Annotated in this window: 15 protein-coding genes; 11 read left to right on the top strand and 4 right to left on the bottom strand. The window is 58.0% G+C overall.

Annotated elements, in window-relative coordinates; translation table 11 throughout:
- Positions 1–101: 101 nt before the first annotated feature.
- From KSS97_RS17750 to KSS97_RS17710, 9 genes are all read left to right on the top strand, one after another.
- Positions 102–1,817, top strand: coding sequence for an alkaline phosphatase D family protein (locus tag KSS97_RS17750; protein WP_217859801.1), 1,716 nt, complete (start codon positions 102–104; stop codon positions 1,815–1,817).
- A 327-nt stretch (positions 1,818–2,144) separates the two neighbouring features.
- Positions 2,145–2,972: a helix-turn-helix domain-containing protein gene (locus tag KSS97_RS17745; protein ID WP_030141789.1), complete on the top strand. Its 828-nt coding sequence runs from the start codon at positions 2,145–2,147 to the stop codon at positions 2,970–2,972.
- Positions 2,973–3,191: 219 nt separating this feature from the next.
- Positions 3,192–4,736 carry an ABC transporter substrate-binding protein gene (locus tag KSS97_RS17740; protein ID WP_217859800.1) on the top strand — a complete coding sequence of 515 codons (1,545 nt, stop codon included), beginning with the start codon at positions 3,192–3,194 and terminating at the stop codon, positions 4,734–4,736.
- Positions 4,737–4,903: 167 nt separating this feature from the next.
- Positions 4,904–5,920: an ABC transporter permease gene (locus KSS97_RS17735; protein ID WP_030141787.1), complete on the top strand. Its 1,017-nt coding sequence runs from the start codon at positions 4,904–4,906 to the stop codon at positions 5,918–5,920.
- 11 nt (positions 5,921–5,931) lie between these two features.
- Positions 5,932–6,801 carry an ABC transporter permease gene (locus KSS97_RS17730; protein WP_225936057.1) on the top strand — a complete coding sequence of 290 codons (870 nt, stop codon included), beginning with the start codon at positions 5,932–5,934 and terminating at the stop codon, positions 6,799–6,801.
- On the top strand, positions 6,801–7,832 hold the full coding sequence (locus tag KSS97_RS17725) for an ABC transporter ATP-binding protein (RefSeq protein ID WP_217859799.1): 1,032 nt from the start codon (positions 6,801–6,803) through the stop codon (positions 7,830–7,832). Before KSS97_RS17730 ends, KSS97_RS17725 begins: the two co-directional genes overlap by 1 nt.
- Positions 7,833–7,856: 24 nt before the next feature.
- Positions 7,857–8,813: an ABC transporter ATP-binding protein gene (locus KSS97_RS17720; protein WP_198795765.1), complete on the top strand. Its 957-nt coding sequence runs from the start codon at positions 7,857–7,859 to the stop codon at positions 8,811–8,813.
- 6 nt (positions 8,814–8,819) lie between these two features.
- On the top strand, positions 8,820–10,058 hold the full coding sequence (locus KSS97_RS17715; RefSeq protein ID WP_217859798.1) for a serine hydrolase domain-containing protein: 1,239 nt from the start codon (positions 8,820–8,822) through the stop codon (positions 10,056–10,058).
- 165 nt (positions 10,059–10,223) lie between these two features.
- A complete protein-coding gene (locus tag KSS97_RS17710; protein ID WP_030141782.1) occupies positions 10,224–11,405 on the top strand; it encodes a hypothetical protein in 1,182 nt (393 codons plus the stop codon).
- Between the two features lie 165 nt (positions 11,406–11,570).
- On the opposite strand, the gene KSS97_RS17705 is transcribed toward KSS97_RS17710, so the two are convergent.
- The 4 genes from KSS97_RS17705 to KSS97_RS17690 form a co-directional block, all read right to left on the bottom strand.
- A complete protein-coding gene (locus KSS97_RS17705) occupies positions 11,571–12,620 on the bottom strand; it encodes a DUF2955 domain-containing protein (RefSeq protein WP_217859797.1) in 1,050 nt (349 codons plus the stop codon).
- A complete protein-coding gene (locus KSS97_RS17700) occupies positions 12,610–13,740 on the bottom strand; it encodes an HlyD family secretion protein (RefSeq protein ID WP_217859796.1) in 1,131 nt (376 codons plus the stop codon). Before KSS97_RS17700 ends, KSS97_RS17705 begins: the two co-directional genes overlap by 11 nt.
- 70 nt (positions 13,741–13,810) lie before the next feature.
- Positions 13,811–14,335, bottom strand: a complete 525-nt coding sequence (locus KSS97_RS17695) for a transporter suffix domain-containing protein (RefSeq protein ID WP_030141779.1) — start codon at positions 14,333–14,335, stop codon at positions 13,811–13,813.
- 131 nt (positions 14,336–14,466) lie between these two features.
- Complete coding sequence (locus KSS97_RS17690; protein ID WP_030141778.1) at positions 14,467–14,931, bottom strand: MaoC/PaaZ C-terminal domain-containing protein; 465 nt, start codon at positions 14,929–14,931, stop codon at positions 14,467–14,469.
- 289 nt (positions 14,932–15,220) lie between these two features.
- Between KSS97_RS17690 and KSS97_RS17685 the strand changes: the two genes are divergently transcribed.
- Together KSS97_RS17685 and KSS97_RS17680 are read left to right on the top strand one after the other, a co-directional pair.
- Positions 15,221–16,252 (top strand): AraC family transcriptional regulator, encoded by a 1,032-nt coding sequence (locus KSS97_RS17685; protein ID WP_217859795.1) that lies wholly within the window; start codon positions 15,221–15,223, stop codon positions 16,250–16,252.
- Positions 16,253–16,535: 283 nt separating this feature from the next.
- The gene (locus KSS97_RS17680) at positions 16,536–17,879 is read left to right on the top strand and encodes an MFS transporter (RefSeq protein ID WP_198795770.1); all 1,344 of its coding nucleotides are present in this window, start codon (positions 16,536–16,538) and stop codon (positions 17,877–17,879) included.
- Positions 17,880–17,896 lie beyond the last annotated feature (17 nt).

Here is a 17,896-nt window from a genome sequence, read left to right as displayed (position 1 = left end):
TTTCAATCGGATGCGTTATTTCTTTTTAGACGCCAGCGCTATATAGCGGTGCCACGGAAAGTCAACTAGCGTGTAACGGCTGAACTCAAGGATGCCTCTGCATGACTACGCTTCGCGCGCCCGCACTCGGTCCCATCGTGGGACACACGACCCATCGTTCGTGCCGGTTGTGGATTGCCGCCTCGGATTGTCTCGATCGAAAAGAACTGGATGAAGAGGTCCGCTCCATTGGTGTACTCGGTGTCGTAGGAAAAAACGGCAAGGTAAAGCCGGGGGATATCTTCTATTTTCGCTTGCCCCGCGAATACGACCGTACCGGCACGTTGAATCTCGGTGTAGACAAGTCCCTCTGGAAAAATGCGGCGGAGGAAAAGAAACTGCAGCCTTACACGCTCGATCCCGCCACCACCTACACCGTGCGCATGGCGTCGCTGAATCAGGATGACGCTTATCCCAATGACAGCAATGTAACCAGCGAGGAAATTGCGTCCAAGCTCCCAGACGCGTCCGTGTGGGCGGACAAGTTGAATCTCGAAAATGGTTTGGGTGAAGCGTTTGCCGAGGCTACGTTCACCACACAGCCGGTGCCAGGACAAGCCGCATCCCCACTCAGTTTCCTGCTGGGCTCGTGCCGATATCCAGGATTGCTATGGAAGCGCAAGGAAGCCGACCGCATCTTCCGACCCATGCTCCAGCAGCATGAGGCAAGGCCGGTCAACCTGTCACTCATGGCCGGGGATCAGGTCTATGCGGACATGTTCAATCGCATGGTGCCCATCGGCCTGGCGGATACCTACGAAGAGTTCCAGGAGCGCTACCATATTGCGTTCGGGTCGCGGAACATGCGCAAGCTGCTGAGTCGCGTGCCAACCTACATGATCCTGGATGACCACGAAATCGAGGACAACTGGTCACAGGATCGCCTGCACCAGAGCAACAGCAAACGGATACTCTTCAACCTGGCCATTGGTGCCTACATGAGTTACCAGTGGAGCCACGGCCCGCGTTTCACCGACAGCTACGTCAATGATCCGGCGTACGGGGCGCCAGCCTCGCTCAAGCGGATGCGCACGCTGAACCTGTTCTACGACTTCGTTTGCGCCGGCTACCCATTCTTTGTCCTCGACACCCGCACCCAGCGTTTTCTCGCCGACCTGCCGGGGTTGGCCGACAATCACCTGCTGGGCCGGCCCTCGCTTGATCCCAACGAGCCGAGCCAACTGGACCGGGTATGCGCGTGGCTGATGCACATGCAGCAAACCCGCGGCAACGTGCCGAAGTTCATCGTGACGTCCAGCGTCTTCCTGCCAAACGGCGTGGATACCTTGCTCAGCGACGAGCACAAGGAGAAGGATGATTCGTGGCCGTGTTTTCCCAACACGCGTCGGCGGATTCTGCAGACGATGGTAGACGGAAACGTGCAGAACGTGATTTTCCTCTCCGGTGACATCCATTGCTCCAGCGTGGCGCAACTGGAATTCTCGGGCCCTGCCGCGGCGCTCAAGGCTTACTCCATAGTCTCCTCCGCATTTTATTGGCCGTTTGCTTTTGCCGATGGCGACCCCGCTGGCTACGTCCACGATTCACGCGCTGCGAATACCCAGGATGGCTTCGCCATCAGTCCGGCCCAGGGCACCTTGCACTACAGGGCGTGGGGTTTCTCCCAGGATGACAACTTCTGCCGGATCGACGTGGACCCGGTGGCGGCGGAACTGGCCGTGCAAGCCTTCGACGGGGATGGAGAGCCGATTGCACGAAGCCATGGGGACGGTCAGATACGCAAGATGCCGGAGAGATTGAAGCTGGCGCCTTGGTGATGCGGCGTACATCGTGACCGAGTGGTTGCGATGCTGCGCCATGACCGCCAAAGCCGGGCGGTCATGGCCCATGAACGCCGGGCATCCCCCGGCGTTTATGAACGGATCAACGAAACTCGAGTGCTGGATGTTTGAACGGCCGCCCAGCGGGAGAGCACGCACGGCCAACGAATGCATGATGTGTCCTTGTTGAATATTCCCCCACCCAGGCGCTATGGTCGGGCTTAATGCGCACGTCGGTCACGGGTTGGCGCTGCAGATTTCTGACCGTGATCCAAAGAGACGATAAGTCCAGCGTGTTCAATAGTAGCGTTAGGAATACTTTTAATGGCGAGTTCCAATTCACCCCAGTCGATGCAAGATTTCAGTCAAAACTTGCGTCTTCTCTGCGGGTACTACAAATCGGTGGCGATGGTGTGCCGCTCCCTCGATATCAACCGCCAGCAGTTCAACAAATACCTGGGGGCGCAGGCGACTCCCTCACTGTTCACCCTTCGCAAGATATGCGCCTTTTTCGGGGTCGATGAGGATGAGATATTCTCCGAGCACGATTCCTTCCGCGCTTTGCTCAACCGCCAGCGCACGTCGCGAGAGCCGGACAGTGCTGTACCCACCGATTTTTTTCCAAGCTCCGCGCAGGAGCTGTCGAAGTACCAGGGTTACTACTTCGTCTATTTGATGTCGCCCTCCGGGTCAGGGGAGGTGATCAAGTCGATTACCCGCTTGACTCGTTCCGGCAACAAGATACTGAGTAAAACGTACGAGCGAGTGAGGTTGGGTGATGACCAACTGAAGAGTTTCGGCATCAATAAATATCGGGGGTTCTGCTTTGCCTCATCCGACCTGATTTACATCGTCGAGCGCGAATACCTATCCTCCCGGGGCTATATCTGGTCAGCGCTTTACCCTTCCTACCGCAGTCGTTTCCGCTTTCTCAATGGCTTGGTGCTTGGCGTGTCGGGCGACAACTTTCGACGTCCTTTCGGTGCGCAGATTGTGTTTGAGTACCTTGGCGAGTCGATCGACCTGCGTAACGCGCTGTCCAGTTGCAGCTGCTTCCCGATTGATGCCCCTGAGATTCCCAGCGAAGTCAGGGCGCGGCTGCTGATCCGCCCATCCGAGGGTGAGTTCAACCTTGTTCCCCCCTTGTTCTAACCCCGCCTTAAAAACAGACGCTAGGTGACGCTTTCAAGCGTCACCGGGCGTTTTTTTCTTAGCGTTCGCGAAATTGAGCTGACGGTACGGCAGATCAATAATGGGCCACACCGCTCAGGCAGTCTCGCGACGACCAATCACGTCGTTTATTCCGGTCGGATGATTGTCTGTTCGTGCAAGTGACCCGCTGCGCCCATCATAAAAATAAGAGGAACACCGATGAACTTCAAAAGAACATTGATGGCAGGGTTGATGACGCTCTCCGTTTCTGCGCCGTTGACCAGTGGCTTGGTGTGTGCGGCAAACAATACCTTGGTAGTCGCTGATCGAGCCTCTTTCAAGGATTGGGATCCAGCCTCGGCTTTTTCCGAAGAGGTTCGGGTGCTGGGCAATATCTACGAGACACTTCTGGTCTATAACGCGCCAGGCAGCGCCGAGGAGTTTTCCCCCGGGCTCGCCACGTCCTGGGAAAGCAGCGACAACGGCAAGACTTGGACTTTCAAACTGCGGCACGGGGTCAAATTTCATGACGGTTCGGCGTTCAATGCCGCTGCGGTCAAGAAGTCCATTGATTACGTCAAAGCGCTAAAACAAGGCGCCGCGTATGTATGGAAGGCCTTGGATTTCGTGGAGGTCGTCGCTGACGACACGGTAGTGCTCAAGTTTCAGAGTCCCACTCCGGCCAATCTGATCGCAGCAGGTCAATACGCTGCCTACATCATTGCCCCGGCGGCGGTGGATAAAGGGCACGACTGGATGATGGCCCCCAATGCCATCGGCACCGGTCCTTATAAGCTTGGGCAGGTCGAACAGGGCCAGCAAGTGGTGCTCGAACGTTTCGAGGGTTACTGGGGCGGCTGGAAAGAAGGGCAGTTCGATCGGGTCATCGTGAAAGTCGTGTCCGAAGCTTCTACCCGTACCCAGATGATCAAGAATGGCGAGGCCGGTGTCGCCTGGGATATCCCGCTTGATCAGCTCAAGGTGTTGGGAGAGAACCCCGCCATCAAGGTGAGCACCGCGCCTTCGTGGAAGAACTTCCAATTCTTGATCAATACCCAGAAGTACCCTACGGATAACCTGGCATTCCGTCAGGCGCTGCAATACCTCTGGGATTATGAAGGTGTCACCAACGATATTCTGCACGGCTACGGCAGTGTCCCCAAGGGGCCCTTGCCCAGCAGTATCTGGGGGCATGCCAGCGTGCCCATGGCTTCTTACGATCTGGATAAAGCCCGACAATTGTTGGAAGCCTCCGGTGTACCCAAGCAGGACTGGAAAGTCTCGATGCAGTACATCGGTGGCGTCTATGCAAACGCGGCTGAACTGTTCCAGGCGACGGCGTCTCAGGTTGGGGTAGAAGTAGAGTTACGTCCCGGCGAGTGGGGGGTGATCTGGGATAAGGCGAAGAAGCTGGACACCGCTCCCAACTTGCAGTCCATGGCTTGGTGGCCGACGTATCCGACGCCCAGCGACTGGCTTTTCAGTGAGTTTCATACCGAAAAGACAACGCTGTTCAATCTGTCTCATTACAGCAACCCAAGTTTTGATCAGTTGATCGAAGAGGCGGCGGCGCTGGAAGGCAGTGACAGGACAAAATCCTCTGAAAAGTACGTCCAGGCCCAGCAGCTACTGGCCAAGGACGCTCCTGCGATCTGGTACGCCGACGTGCAGCAGATACGTGTCTCCCGCAAAGACATCAAGGGTATGGAAAAAAGCCTTAATCCGGCCTATGAGGCCATTCTCTATTACAACTTGAATCGCTGAATGCCGAGCTGTTTGCGATGAAGTTGTAGAGGTAGGCCTGATTTGCCCTGACATCCGATAGTCGGTTGATTCGCCCGGTCATTCCTCAAGCGTTGATTCGCCTTGAGGGCTTTATGCTGGGCGTAAGAAGTCACGGCCAAGTTTATTAGCCACAAAAGGTAGTTTAAATGGCGAAGTATATAGCCCAGCGATTGATAGTCATGCTCTTCATTCTGTTGGGCGTGTTGACTATCACCTTCGTGCTGAGCCGAGCTCTTCCCGGTTCTCCGGTAGAGATGATGCTGGGAAATCACCCCACGGCGGAGCAAATTGCCGTCGCGCGGGAAAAACTCGGGTTGGATAAACCTCTGCCGATCCAATACTTCAATTACATCGGCAATCTTCTCCAGGGTGATTTTGGCACCAGTTTGCGCACCGGGCGGCCGGTGGTGGAGGAGGTGGTCAGGCGGGTTGGCGCGACGTTTGAACTGACGTTCCTGGCGATGTTCTGGGTGGTGGTGCTCGGGGTGCCGATCGGTGTCGTCTCTGCGGCGCGGCAGAACTCAGCGATCGATAATGTGGCGCGGGCGGGGTCCATCGCCGGGACGGCATTTCCCGTTTTCATCCTGGCCATGGGTTTGCAGTTGCTGTTCTACGGCAAGCTCAACTGGCTGCCCCTGCAAGGACGTATCGATGCTTCCATTCTTCTCGATAGTCCGTTTGAGCGTGTGACTGGTTTTTACCTGGTCGACACGCTGCTGGCCGGTAATTTCGTAGCACTGTGGAGCGCCATCAAACACCTGACGCTGCCCGTGCTCACTCTGGTCGTCGTGACCTTGGCCACCGTCACTCGGATCACTCGCAACATGATGGTGGAGGTGCTCTCCGAGGAGTACATCCGCACGGCCGTTTCTTACGGCGTACCCAAGTGGCGTATTCACTACGCCTATGCCCTGAAGGCGACAATGATCCCGCTCCTGACCGTGGTGGGCCTGACCTTCGGTTATCTGCTCGGTGGTGCGGTAGTCGTCGAGTTCGTTTTCGATTGGCCCGGCCTGGGCGGCTTCGTGGTGTTTTCGATTGCCCAGAATGATTTCCCCGCCGTGATGGGCGCCACCTTGGTGCTGGCCACGACCTATCTGTCGATCAACCTGATTGTTGATCTCTTGTATCACCTTGTTGATCCGAGGTTGCGAGTCCAATGAGTATCCAAGACGTGTCCCTGTCCATGCCCTCGCGAGCCCCGTCATGGCGCATCAAGGTCCTTGCGTTTGCCTGCGATAACAAGTTGTTTGTTTTCGGCGCGCTGTTATTGCTGTTGATCATCCTGGCAGCCATCTTCGCCCCCTGGCTTGCGCCCTATGAGCCTAACAAGATTGTTTTTTCCCAGAAGTTGCTGGCGCCCAACTGGGCACACTGGATGGGCACCGACGAGTTTGGTCGCGACATTCTTTCACGGGTGCTTTATGGCGCACGCACCTCGCTGATCATTGGAATAAGCGTGACGCTGATTGCGATGCTGATCGGGATTCCGATCGGGCTTGTATCCGGCTACTTCGGTGGTCGAATCGATACGCTGCTGATGCGTGTCTCAGACGTGTTCCTGGCCTTTCCGCCGCTGTTGTTGCCGATCGCTATCACCGCTGCGCTGGGGTCGGGATTGGCCAACGCCATGCTGGCGCTCGCCGTCTCCTGGTTTCCCTGGTACGCGAGAATCATGCGTGGTGCGGTAGTACGGGTTCGCTCGGAAACCTATATCCAAGCCGCCCGCGCCATGGGCGTCAGTCACTGCCGTATCTTGCTTCGCCATGTCCTGCCCAATGCCACCACCCCTGTGATCGTGCAGGGCTCCATGGACTTTGGTTACACCATTCTTGCCGCTGCCTCGCTGAGCTTTATCGGGCTGGGCGCCAAGCCGCCCATGGTCGAATGGGGGTTGATGGCCGCGGCGTCGCGCTCACAGTTGCTCGAAAATCCCTGGACGGTGCTGTTTCCCGGCGTCGCGATTTTTGTCCTGGTGCTGGCCGTCAACCTGGTGGGTGACGGACTGCGCGATGTGCTCGATCCAAAGAAGGGGACGCGCTGATGATCAACGAATCCTTGAAAACTTCTACGCTCGAGTCTCTCGCTGCTTCGAACAACGAGGCAGCTCAGGACCTGGTGCTGGAAGTGGAAGGACTGACGGTGTCCTTCCCTGGTTTGTTCAAGACCGTAAAGGCCGTACGCGGCATCGATCTCAAGGTAAGGCGCGGAGAGATCCTTGGGTTGGTGGGGGAGTCGGGCTCGGGCAAGTCGATGACGGCCATGTCCTGCCTCGGATTGATGCCTGAGGCCGCGCGGTTGGGAGGCAGTGTCAAGGTCGCCGGACAGCAGGTCAACGGCGCGTCGGCGTCGCAGCTGGCCGTTTTGCGTGGCGGTGGCGCGGCGATGATCTTCCAGAACCCCATGAAGGCGCTCAACCCGTTCTTCACGGTCGGGCGGCAGATGTTCGATGTCATCGGCTGCCATCGGCAACTGAGCAAGGCACAGATTCGCGCCGAGGCGCTGAGCTCGCTGGAAGCGGTGAGCATGCCCGATCCCACTCTTGCGTTAGGCAAGTATCCGCACCAGATGTCTGGCGGCCAGTTGCAGCGAGTGGTGATTGCCATGGCGCTGGCCTGTCGGCCGAAACTGCTGATCGCCGATGAGCCGACCACGGCGCTGGACGTCACCGTGCAGGCGCAGATCATCGCGCTGCTGCGCAAGCTGGCGCGAGAGCAGGACCTGGCGATTCTGTTTATCACCCACAACCTTGGCGTGGTGGCTTCGCTCTGTGACCGGGTGGCGGTGATGTATGCCGGCGAAGTGGTGGAGAGCGGTCCGGTGGGCCAGGTGTTCAAGCGACCCGCGCATCCCTACACCCTGAAATTGATGGGCACCGTGCCAAAGCTGGGGCAGGGCCCCCAACCCCTGGGCTTTATCCCGGGGCAGGTGCCGAACATGGCGGCTCCCCCGCCTGGCTGCGCCTTCAACCCCCGCTGCGAACGCGCTACCGGGCGCTGCGTCCAGGCTGCGCCGAGGGTGGAAATCGGCGAGGAACACTGGGCGGCTTGCCACAACACATTGGTCAAGGTGTGAGGCTTCTTTGAAAGGTAAACGGCTATGAACAACAATCAACAGCCCGCACTGCTGAGCGTCACTCAGTTGCACAAGACCTACGCCAGCCGCGATGGCCTGGTGACCGCCATCGACCACATCAGCCTGGAGGTGCAGGTCGGTGAGACGGTCGCGCTGGTGGGAGAGTCCGGTTGTGGCAAAAGTACGGTGGCCGCGACCTTGCTCGGTCTGCTGCCAGCCGACAGTGGGCAAATCCTGGTCGAAGGTCGGCCGCTGCCCTCCGATGCCAGGGCTCGGGGCAAGAGCTTGAGCATGGTGTTCCAGAACCCCTATGCCTCGCTGAACCCGAAAATGACCATCAAGGCGATTGTTGCCGAACCACTTAAGGTTGCCTTTGGTTTGCGCGGCAGCGCCTTGCACGCGCGCATTCTTTCGCTGTTGGGAAACGTGGGGATGGGCGAGGAGCACATGGATCGCTATCCCCATGAATTCTCCGGTGGCCAGTTGCAGCGTATCGCTATTGCCCGTGCCCTGGCGCTGGAGTCAAGACTGCTGATCCTCGATGAGCCTACGGCGGCGCTCGACGTGTCGGTCCAGGCCCAAGTGCTGCAATTGCTCAAGACGCTGCAGACCGACAATGGCCTGAGCTACCTGTTCATCAGTCACGACCTTGCGACGGTCGAGTACCTGGCGCAGCAGGTGCTGGTGATGTACTTGGGGCGCATCGTCGAGGCCGGGCCTGTGGAGCAGGTGTTCGGTAGGCCGCGTCATCCCTACACCCGTGCGCTGCTCAACTCGGTGCCCTCCATCGACCCGGAACGCCGTGACCAGTTGCAGATCCTGAGCGGAGAAATTCCCAGCCCTTTGAACCGGCCTACCGGCTGCCACTTCGCGCCCCGTTGCCCGCGGGCCAGCGAGCGTTGTCGCCGAGAGGTGCCAGCCGAGACCCAGGATCACGGCCACCGCTTTTCTTGCCACCACCCTCTGAACGATGAGAGCTGAACCCCTATGTACAATAAAAATGACATGACCGCTCCAGGCATTGGCTACCAGGATTTAAGGCTGATGCAGGGCTATCCGCCGTCCCGGGAAAAGCAGATTGGCCTGCATAACTGGGACAGCCCGCCCTATAACCGCTGGTCGTTCCAGCACATGAGCCAGCTGTTTCCAGTGGCCGCTATTCATCGCGGTCCCGGGCCGGTCAGCGAACTCAAGCGCAACGAGCGCTCACTGGATGACGTACGTTTCCAGCGGGTCGACGGCGGGCAAACCGATCTGGCGACCTTCCTGACCGATAGTTACACCGATGGTTTTTTGGTACTTCACCAAGGCAAGGTGGTGTCGGAGCAGTATTTCAACGGTATGCAGCCGCACACGTTGCATCTGTTGCAATCGGTATCCAAGACCATCATCGGCAGCCTGGTCGGCCGGTTGATCGGCCAGGGCAGGATCGATCCTCAAGCGTGTGTCAGCCACTATGTGCCCGAGCTTTCAGCAAGCGGCTATGGCGACGCCCGGGTACAGGATCTGCTGGATATGCGCACGGGCGTGAGATTCAGGGAGGACTACACCGATCCGGACGCCGAATTCATCCAGTTGGATATCGCCTCGGGTTGGCGTGAACGGGGCGAGCGAAACGCACCCGACAGCATCTATGCCTTGTTGAAGTCGCTGGGTAAAGATCGTGAACATGGCCAGTTCTTTGAGTACCGCTCAGTGGATACCGACATGTTGGCCTGGGTCTGCGAGCGGGCCTGTGGCGAGCGGCTCCCCGTGTTGTTGAGCCGGGAGGTCTGGTCGAGACTGGGGGCAGAACAAGACGCGAACATCACCCTTGATCGTGTTGGAACTGCATTGGCCGATGGGGGAATAAGTGCCACGCTGCGCGATCTCGGGCGCTTTGCCCAAATGTATTTGCAAGGTGGACATTACAACAGCCAGCAAATCGTCCCGGAGACATTTGTACGTGCATGCGGACGTGGCTCCACACCCGCTTTTGAAGTGCTCTACGGCTACTACACCAAGCACTTTCCTACCGCGGCCTATAGCAATAAGTGCTGGGTATTGGACAGTGAGCATGGGATTTACTCGGCGCGCGGAGTATTTGGTCAAAGCATCTTTTGGGATCCGGCTTCTGAAGTGACGATCGTAAAACTGTCCAGTTGGCCGGACTTCATCAATCCAGAGTGGACATTGGATACCTTCCGCGCTTGTGCGGCTGTGGTCGAAGAAATTCAACGCAACTGACACCGAAATTTAAACGACTGCGATTTCTCGAACACCCGTAGCCCGCTAGCACCTGGACGCTGTTCCAACCTCTGTTCCGGCGGGCCATACCTATTTCATCCAGACCGCGCTTTGTCGTGGCCGGGATGGTTGTTGCCAAAAATAAAACTTAAAGATGGAGCGACCATGAACTTGAAAACCACCCGGGCCTTGGGCTCACTGATCCCGTTGGCGCTGTTGGGCGCACTTTCCACCCACGCGCAGGCGATCCAAGTCACCGATAACCTCGATCTCGGCGGCGCCGTCCGGGCGCGTTGGGACTATGACCCGGATCGCGATATACAGAAGTTCAACTTCGATACCGTGATCCTCTCCGCCAAGTACAACTCCGACACTTGGATCGGCCAGGCCAAGTACCGTTTCTACGGACGTGCCTATCCTTACCAGTACACAGAAAATGTAGGAGACGTCCAGTTCGCCGAATTGGCCTGGATTGGCTACAAGTTCAACCCCGACCAGCAAGTCCAGGTCGGTCTGAACCAAGTGCCGTTCGGTTTGCAGCCATACTTTGGCAGCACGTTCTATCAAACCCTGGGCAATGTCGTGGGTCTGGAAGACCTGGAAGAATTGGGCGCCAAGTACATCCAGCAAAGCGGCGACTGGAATATCCAGGCCGGTTACTACGTTCGCCCGGCCTCGCAGGGCAAAGGCACCAGCAAGGGTGAAACCTACTCCAGCGTCGTCTCCGAAGCGGACAGCTATGTCATCGACGGCAGCAACAACCAGGAACGCAACACCGTGGTGCTGCGGGTGGCCAAGGCGCTGGACCTGGGGCCGTGGAAGTCCGAGGTCGGCATTTCTGGCCTGACCTCGTCCCTGGAGAACCGCGACACCGACAACGAAGGCCGGCGCAATGCCGTGGCGGTGCACTACATTGGCAAAAACGGCCCGTGGGGCGTGCAACTGCAAGCTGCGCGACAGCAGATGTCCCCGCGCAACCCCGGTACCGATGAACTGGTGACTTTCGGCGGCTACGACGCCACCTACAACGTGGCCAGTCGCGGCAACTTGTATGTGGCGGATGTGAGCTACGACGTTGGCGGCAAGTACTTGTTCGACCAGATCAGCGGCGTGCAGCTGTACGCCAACTACAGCGCCTTCGATAAATCCGCAGACGACTTCAAGACCTCGCAACGGATGATTCTCGGCACCTCGTTCTCCCTCAGCAAACTGTGGATCGCCACGGAATGGCTGTACGGCAAGAATGACCCGGTCATCGGCGGCAGCAGCCTCACCCAGAGTCTGGGGGCTGGGGGTAGTGACCGGTGGGAAAACCAGCTGTACATGAACATCGGTTACTACTTCTGATTAGAATTATGGGGCAACAGCCCTGAAGTCTTGTTCGTGAGCAGGCTCGTTCCCACAGGTTTAGCGCATAAACTTCGGGAGCGAGTTGGCTTGCGAAATCCCCAATCGGCGTTGGGTGTTTCGAGCCCACTCAGTCGCTAGGCGGGGAGGTGCACCTTCATCAGCCTATCGCTCTACGCCTGCACGGCGAGCTCTTGCACGCCCTCTCGGCCACAACAGCGCGGCCATGCCAATGGCATAGACAGCCGCAAACAGCACGTACGCGATACGGGTGGAAAACAGCTGGGGCGTTTCTGTCGGCAACGGTGATACACCGAGCCCGAACAGAATCAGGAACGTCATGAGCCCTCCGCCGAATACCTTGCCAGCGGTGTTGCCCAGGGCAGCTTTGCCGGCAAACAGCAGGCTGACCAGCAGCAGGACCAGCGCCACCAGCCATAGGCTTGGCCGCAGTTCGAACAGCGTAAAGGCCAGAGAACCCACCACTCCGCCCAGCAGGTTGACGACCACCAGCCCGAGGGCGCTGCGGCTGCTCATGTCCAAGGAGAATTGGCTGAGCAACGAGGCCACCGTGATGGGGACGACCATCGCCGTGGCCAATCGTGGATCGCTCAGGCACAGGGCAACCATGGCCAGCAAAATCGCCGCGCTGGTCATGGCCTGGCGAATCACTAGCGTCAACTCCTGCGGCTGCGCGAGTGGCTGGTCGGCCTGTTCACCCGCAAGGTCGGGCATCAGCGCATGGGCGCCCCAGGTCAATAGCAAACCCAGGCTGACCGCCTTGACCAGAACGAGCACGATGGACTCGCCCAGATCACGCTGCACGGTATCGAGCATCGGCACCACAATCGCAATCACCAACATCAATGTGGGCCCCGCGCCGCCCAATTGTCGGCCTTGCGCGGTAAAGCAGGCGAAATAAAACAGCCACAGCAGCGGTAACAGTATCCACGGCCGCTCACCGAGCACGCCGGTCATGCACACCAGCAGCGCGCCGGTCAGCATACTCACCAACAACGTTATCAATCCCTGGGATGACGTTGGCGCGCGGCGGCTGGTCAAGAGGAACTGGATGGCGAACAAGGGTGCGAGAAAGGGCAGGATGTCGCCTTGGACCAGTCCCGTGCACAAGCCCACGGTCACAGCCAGGGCGACGCGCAATCCCTGGCGTTTGATCCGCAGCAGCTGCGGCGCAGCTTGCCCATCAATAGACATAGTTCAGCCAGGCGCCCAGGCGTGTCATGAATGCCCCCAAAGCGTTGGTCATGGGGTTGTCACCCGTATAGATCACCACGGTGACTTGCGAGCCGTAACGTGGGCCGATCGGGTGGGGCTCCTCCACTATCAGGCGTACCGGAAAGCGCTGCGGGTCGCGCACCCAACCACTCTCGTTGCGCACCGAGGGTAGGGCGGCGTTGCTGCTGTCTTGCTGTGCGACACCCCAGCCAACGCTTTCAACACGACCCTTGAATACCCGCCCCGGCAATACATCGAACACCAGTTCCGCCGGATCGTCGGCCTGCACATGTTCCAGACTGTTTTCCTTGAAGGCGGCAGACACCCATACCGTGGTCCTGTCGATAAAGGTCAGTGCCGGTTGGCCAGCGCTGACGACTTGGCCAACGGCGAGCTGGAGGTGGGTGATCACGCCATCGGCGGGTGCAATGACTTCGGTACGCACCAGATCCAGCCGGGCTTTTTCCAGCGCGGCCAAGGCTTGCTTGAATTGCGGGTTGTCGTTGCCTTTGGGCCCTAGTTGCTGGCGCGCCCGCTCCAGGTCGGCTTGGGCTTTGCTCACGGCCGCCTCGGCGGAACCCAGCGAGGCTTTGGCTTCATCCTGGCGGGCGGGGGCGAACACACCGCGCTCGACCATTTGATTCACTCGCCGGGCCTGCTCGCGTATGTTGTCGCGCTGCGCGCGCGCCGACACCAGCTGGGCCTGGGCGGCATCCACCGAGGCGGTGCTGGCGCCCAATGCCTGGCCGGTTTCCTCCAGCCGCGCTTCAGCCTCGCTGACGACAAGCTTGTAGGGTTGCGGGTCGATACGAAACAGCACCTGGCCGGCTTTCACCCGGGCGTTGTCGAGCACCGCGATTTCTGTCACGCGGCCACCTACCTCGGCAGCCATTTCCACCACATAGGCTTGCACCACGGCCTGTGACGTCGAGGGCGTGCGTCGTTCCATGAAAATGGAGAGGGTAAACAGCACGGCGGTCAACACAGCGACGCCTAGCGCAATGCGTCGCAGCGGATTGCCTGGCGCAGGCTTTTCAGAAGGCGTTTCAGCTTGGCGTTCTGGCTCGACGGAAACGGGCGAATTCTGCGTCTCGGGCATATCGGCACCTGCAGGTCATGGCCGTTAAAGAAATACAGAAAGCGCGAGGGAGACGCGATCCGGCGTTGGCTCAGGCCGGGTCAGTCGCAACGACCCGTGCGGTGCGAATGAACAGCGCGCGTAATTTCTCCCAGAAATTGCCACCCAGCACGAAGAAGCTGCCAACCAGCAGCGCATCACCAAGCAGTTGCAATGCCCAGCTGTTGGGGCGCAGGCCGGGTGCCAAGGTATCGACATAGGGTTCGAGAAAGGAGCACACCAACGGCAAGCAGAACATCACCAGGCCAATACGGTGGCGGGTGACGCTGACTTCCTGCTCCGCGCTCGGCACAAGTCCCGACACATAGCTGAACACATGCTGCTTGAGCTCTTGGAAACCTGCCTTGCCCATCACGGCGATGACCAACAGCAACAGCACCTTGTTGATGATGAACAGGGCGCCGGTGATTGCCGCAATGGTGGAGCGGGGCACATCCGCAGCCGCTGCCAGCGGCACCAACAACCACAACGCGAGCATTAGACAAAGAATGGCGATGCCCGCCTTGAAGCGCCATTTCGCGGACGTTGACGTTGCCGGGGGCTGAGCCGTGGTCATGCTGCCTTCCCTTTCTTTAAAATTGTTGTTGGTTATGGTCTGGAGCAGGAATGAGCTTAGCAGCTGGATTGCCAACGCATTCGGTAGTGGCGATCTTTCTGTGAATGCCCCTCAAAAACGCTTCGTCATATTTAAACTTGATCGCCCCCGCGCATTATCAATACTGTCACCTCATAGACGAGAACTGTTTTCCCCTCATTCGTAGTGACATCGACTTTAAACACGACCCAACCTCGTTCATGGTTTGACGCGTGGATAAATGATCGAACGACTCGAGCGGATAGTTTGAGCGTGTCTCCGGGCACTACCGGAGCAACCATCCTGAAACCGTCGATTTTGCCACCCGCCACGATATTTGTTTGAAGCAACAGGGCATCGCACATCAACCGCTGCGAGATAGCGAAGGTTTGCACCCCGCTGGCACAATGCACCCCAAGCGGACTCGAACGGGCAAGGTCAGGATCGATATGAATGTCGAGAGGATCGTACTCGGCGGCAAAGGCAATGATCTCTTGCGTTGTGATAGGTGCAGATTGCTTGGCCGTCCAAATACTGCCTGCCGGGAGGTCTTCCCAATACAACTCTTTCTCTGCCACGGTAGCCCCTGGATTCTGTAGCGTTGAACTCAACGTACCGAAGATTGTTAAGTCAATGGTGTCGGTGGTCAGTGGCCTCGACAATGCTCAAAAGCCTTAGCGTGGTTGAATGTTTTGGACAACGAGCAAGGCCTGCCATCAAGCCTGGGGGAGGGTTGGGTTGACAGGTAATATCGGGAAATCGGAACGTAGACAGAGAACTCAGGCTCGCCGGGTTGCATAAAGCAGGATCTGCCGAAGAGATTTGAAGGTCAGCATCAGGTCAGCAGTCACTCACCGACAGAGAGGTATGGGCGTGCTCATCCAGGACAAGGGAACGACTTCAATTGGACTGGTGCATGAGGCCCTCGAGGGCGCATTGCGACGCCAGTTGGACACTTCCATCGTATTGCAGCAGGCACGTATCGACCCGGTACTCCTCACTTCTCCTCAAGCGAGGGTTTCGGCCGCTGCATTTTCTCGCCTGTGGGTCGCGCTCTCGGATCTGCTCGACGACGAGTTTTTCGCAATCGATAGCCATCCCATGCGACGGGGCAGCTTCCGATTGATGTGCCAGTCCTCGATTGACTGCGAGTCGTTAGAGCAAGCGCTGCGACGCATCCTTAAATTCCTGCGTCTCGTATTGGACGATATTCACGGTGAGCTGAGTTTTGATGGCGACTGCGCCGTCATCGTTATCCATGACAAAGGCATTGAGCGCCGTCTCTTCCACTATGGAACATGGCTGATCCTGGTCCATGGACTGCTCTGCTGGCTGGGTAATAGACGCATTCCCATAAAAGAGCTCTGCTTCAGGCCGAATCGACCCCTCGACGATAGCGATTATCGGATGCGCTTTTGTGAAGAGATTCAGTTTGGTGCGCCAGTGACGATGATTCGTTTCGAGCGCAGTTTTCTAAGTCTCAAGATCGCGCAAAACAAAGCCAGCCTATCGACATTCTTGAAAGAGTCGCCTGCCAGTCTGCTGGTGAAATATCGTAACGAGGACAGCATCAGCGCCCAGATCCGCCTCAGATTGAGAGGCCTCGATCCGGAGGAATGGCCAGAACTGGACAAGATGGCGAACACGCTGTGCATGTCTTATTCGACGCTCCAGCGAAGGCTCCAGGCCGAGGGGGTCAGTTATCAGCGTTTGAAAGACAACCTGCGCCGTGACATGGCGATCAATCTGCTGTGCCAACCGAATATGACCGTGACTGAAGTGGCTGCCCTCACGGGTTTCCAGGAAAGCAGTGCGTTTCATCGAGCATTCAAAAAGTGGACGGGGGTGAGTCCCGGCGCTTACCGCCGCTCCAATGCTGACGAATCGGCCGAGAGTTAGAAGCCTTTCTTGCGGTTATAAAAAGCCCCGCTTCCCCGCCAGATTACCTGCTGTGATCTGCCACTCGCTTCATCCACCCAAACCTCAATGGACCAGGACCAGCCCGATCGTGCTTGGCAAGTCATGGGTGTCCAAAACGGTCACGCACAACGATGCCGTCGGGCATAGGCCGCCGCAAAGGCAACTCCTACGATGCGCTGCAGGTAGCCCTGGCATCGCCTATCAAGCGGGCCAGCAAATCTTCGCACTTCACAAACAAAAACAAGATCGAAGGAGACGCGATATGCAGCCGGTAAACGTCAATACGCTCGCGGTTGAGTCGAAGTTCAACCGCTTCCATGGGCTCATCCTGTTCTGGTGTGTGCTTATCCTGATCATCGATGGCTATGACCTCGCCGTCGTCGGTGCAGCCCTCCCGGCGATCATGAAGGACATGAACATCGATCCAACCAGCGCTGGTGTCATGGCAGGCTCTGCGCTCTTCGGAACGATGTTGGGCGCGATTTTTCTTGGCACGCTGGCCGATCGTATCGGGCGGCCCAGGATGATCGCCATCTGCGTGGCGTTGTTCAGTGTTTTCACGGCGGCGGCAGGCCTCACCAGTGACCCGATCAGCTTCAGCGTTGCTCGCTTTATCGCGGGTCTTGGCATCGGCGGCGTACTGCCAATCTGCACCGCTCAGATGGGTGAATTTTCTCCGCTCAAACTGCGTACTCGGCTGGTCACCCTGGTTTTCGCCGGGTACTCCGTGGGCGGAATTCTGGTTGCCCTGACGGGTAAGCAACTCATCGAGAGTCACGGATGGCAGTGGGTGTTTTATGTGGCGTTGCTGCCCGTGCTGCTGATCCCTCTGATCCTGAAGACCCTACCTGAGTCCATCGGCTACCTGCTCAAGAGCGGACGTCAGGACGAATTACGGGCGATCGCTCGTAAACTGGCCCCAGCTCTGGTTATCGACGAAAACACGCTGATGATCGGGAACGCCACCGTACTGGATAAACAGGAAGCCCCCGTTCGTAATTTATTCAAGGAAGGTCGGGGCTTTAGCACGGTAATGATCTGGGCTGCGTTCATGACGGGCCTGTTCATGGTCTACGCCCTTAACTCGTGGCTAACCAAGCTGATGGCGATGGCGGGGTTCAGCCTGGGTTCTGCGCTGAACTTTGTGATTGTTTTCAACGTGGGGGCCATTGCCGGCGCAATAGGCGGAGGGTGGTTGAGCGACAAGCTGAACATCAAGCACGTATTGGTCTGCTTCTACATCGTCGGTGCGATTGCGCTCACTATTCTGGGTTATACGCGTTCAACGACATTGCTGTTTCCTGTGGTGTTCATTGTCGGCGCATCGACGCTAGGGACCCAGTTGCTGGCATATGCGTACGCGGGCGATTTCTACCCGTCATCGATTCGTTCAACCGGTGTGGGTTTCGCGTCTGGTGTGGGACGAATAGGCGCAATCGTCGCCCCTGTCCTGATTGGCTGGCTGGTGTCGTTGAATCTTGCACTTGAGAAAAACTTCATGGCCATCAGCCTGGCCGGCCTCATCGGCGCTGTCGCCGTGACCCTGATCAATCAGTCGCGCGCCGACTCTACTCAAGTCAGGAAATCCCCGGCCCTGTCGAACTGAGGGATGCACCCGCCTGT

The organism is Pseudomonas alvandae (genome assembly GCF_019141525.1).
Taxonomy (GTDB): Bacteria; Pseudomonadota; Gammaproteobacteria; order Pseudomonadales; family Pseudomonadaceae; genus Aquipseudomonas; species Aquipseudomonas alvandae.
Note: the sequence above shows the minus strand (reverse complement) of the source record. Positions and strands in the feature narration are given on the sequence as shown.

Excerpts from the sequence above, each read along its gene's own strand:
- KSS97_RS17750 (WP_217859801.1), top strand. The coding sequence starts at position 102 with ATGACTACGCTTCGCGCGCCCGCACTCGGTCCCATCGTGGGACACACG.
- KSS97_RS17745 (WP_030141789.1), top strand. The coding sequence starts at position 2,145 with ATGGCGAGTTCCAATTCACCCCAGTCGATGCAAGATTTCAGTCAAAAC.
- KSS97_RS17740 (WP_217859800.1), top strand. The coding sequence starts at position 3,192 with ATGAACTTCAAAAGAACATTGATGGCAGGGTTGATGACGCTCTCCGTT.
- KSS97_RS17735 (WP_030141787.1), top strand. The coding sequence starts at position 4,904 with ATGGCGAAGTATATAGCCCAGCGATTGATAGTCATGCTCTTCATTCTG.
- KSS97_RS17725 (WP_217859799.1), top strand. The coding sequence starts at position 6,801 with ATGATCAACGAATCCTTGAAAACTTCTACGCTCGAGTCTCTCGCTGCT.
- KSS97_RS17720 (WP_198795765.1), top strand. The coding sequence starts at position 7,857 with ATGAACAACAATCAACAGCCCGCACTGCTGAGCGTCACTCAGTTGCAC.
- KSS97_RS17715 (WP_217859798.1), top strand. The coding sequence starts at position 8,820 with ATGTACAATAAAAATGACATGACCGCTCCAGGCATTGGCTACCAGGAT.
- KSS97_RS17710 (WP_030141782.1), top strand. The coding sequence starts at position 10,224 with ATGAACTTGAAAACCACCCGGGCCTTGGGCTCACTGATCCCGTTGGCG.
- KSS97_RS17705 (WP_217859797.1), bottom strand. The coding sequence starts at position 12,620 with ATGTCTATTGATGGGCAAGCTGCGCCGCAGCTGCTGCGGATCAAACGC.
- KSS97_RS17700 (WP_217859796.1), bottom strand. The coding sequence starts at position 13,740 with ATGCCCGAGACGCAGAATTCGCCCGTTTCCGTCGAGCCAGAACGCCAA.
- KSS97_RS17695 (WP_030141779.1), bottom strand. The coding sequence starts at position 14,335 with ATGACCACGGCTCAGCCCCCGGCAACGTCAACGTCCGCGAAATGGCGC.
- KSS97_RS17685 (WP_217859795.1), top strand. The coding sequence starts at position 15,221 with ATGGGCGTGCTCATCCAGGACAAGGGAACGACTTCAATTGGACTGGTG.
- KSS97_RS17680 (WP_198795770.1), top strand. The coding sequence starts at position 16,536 with ATGCAGCCGGTAAACGTCAATACGCTCGCGGTTGAGTCGAAGTTCAAC.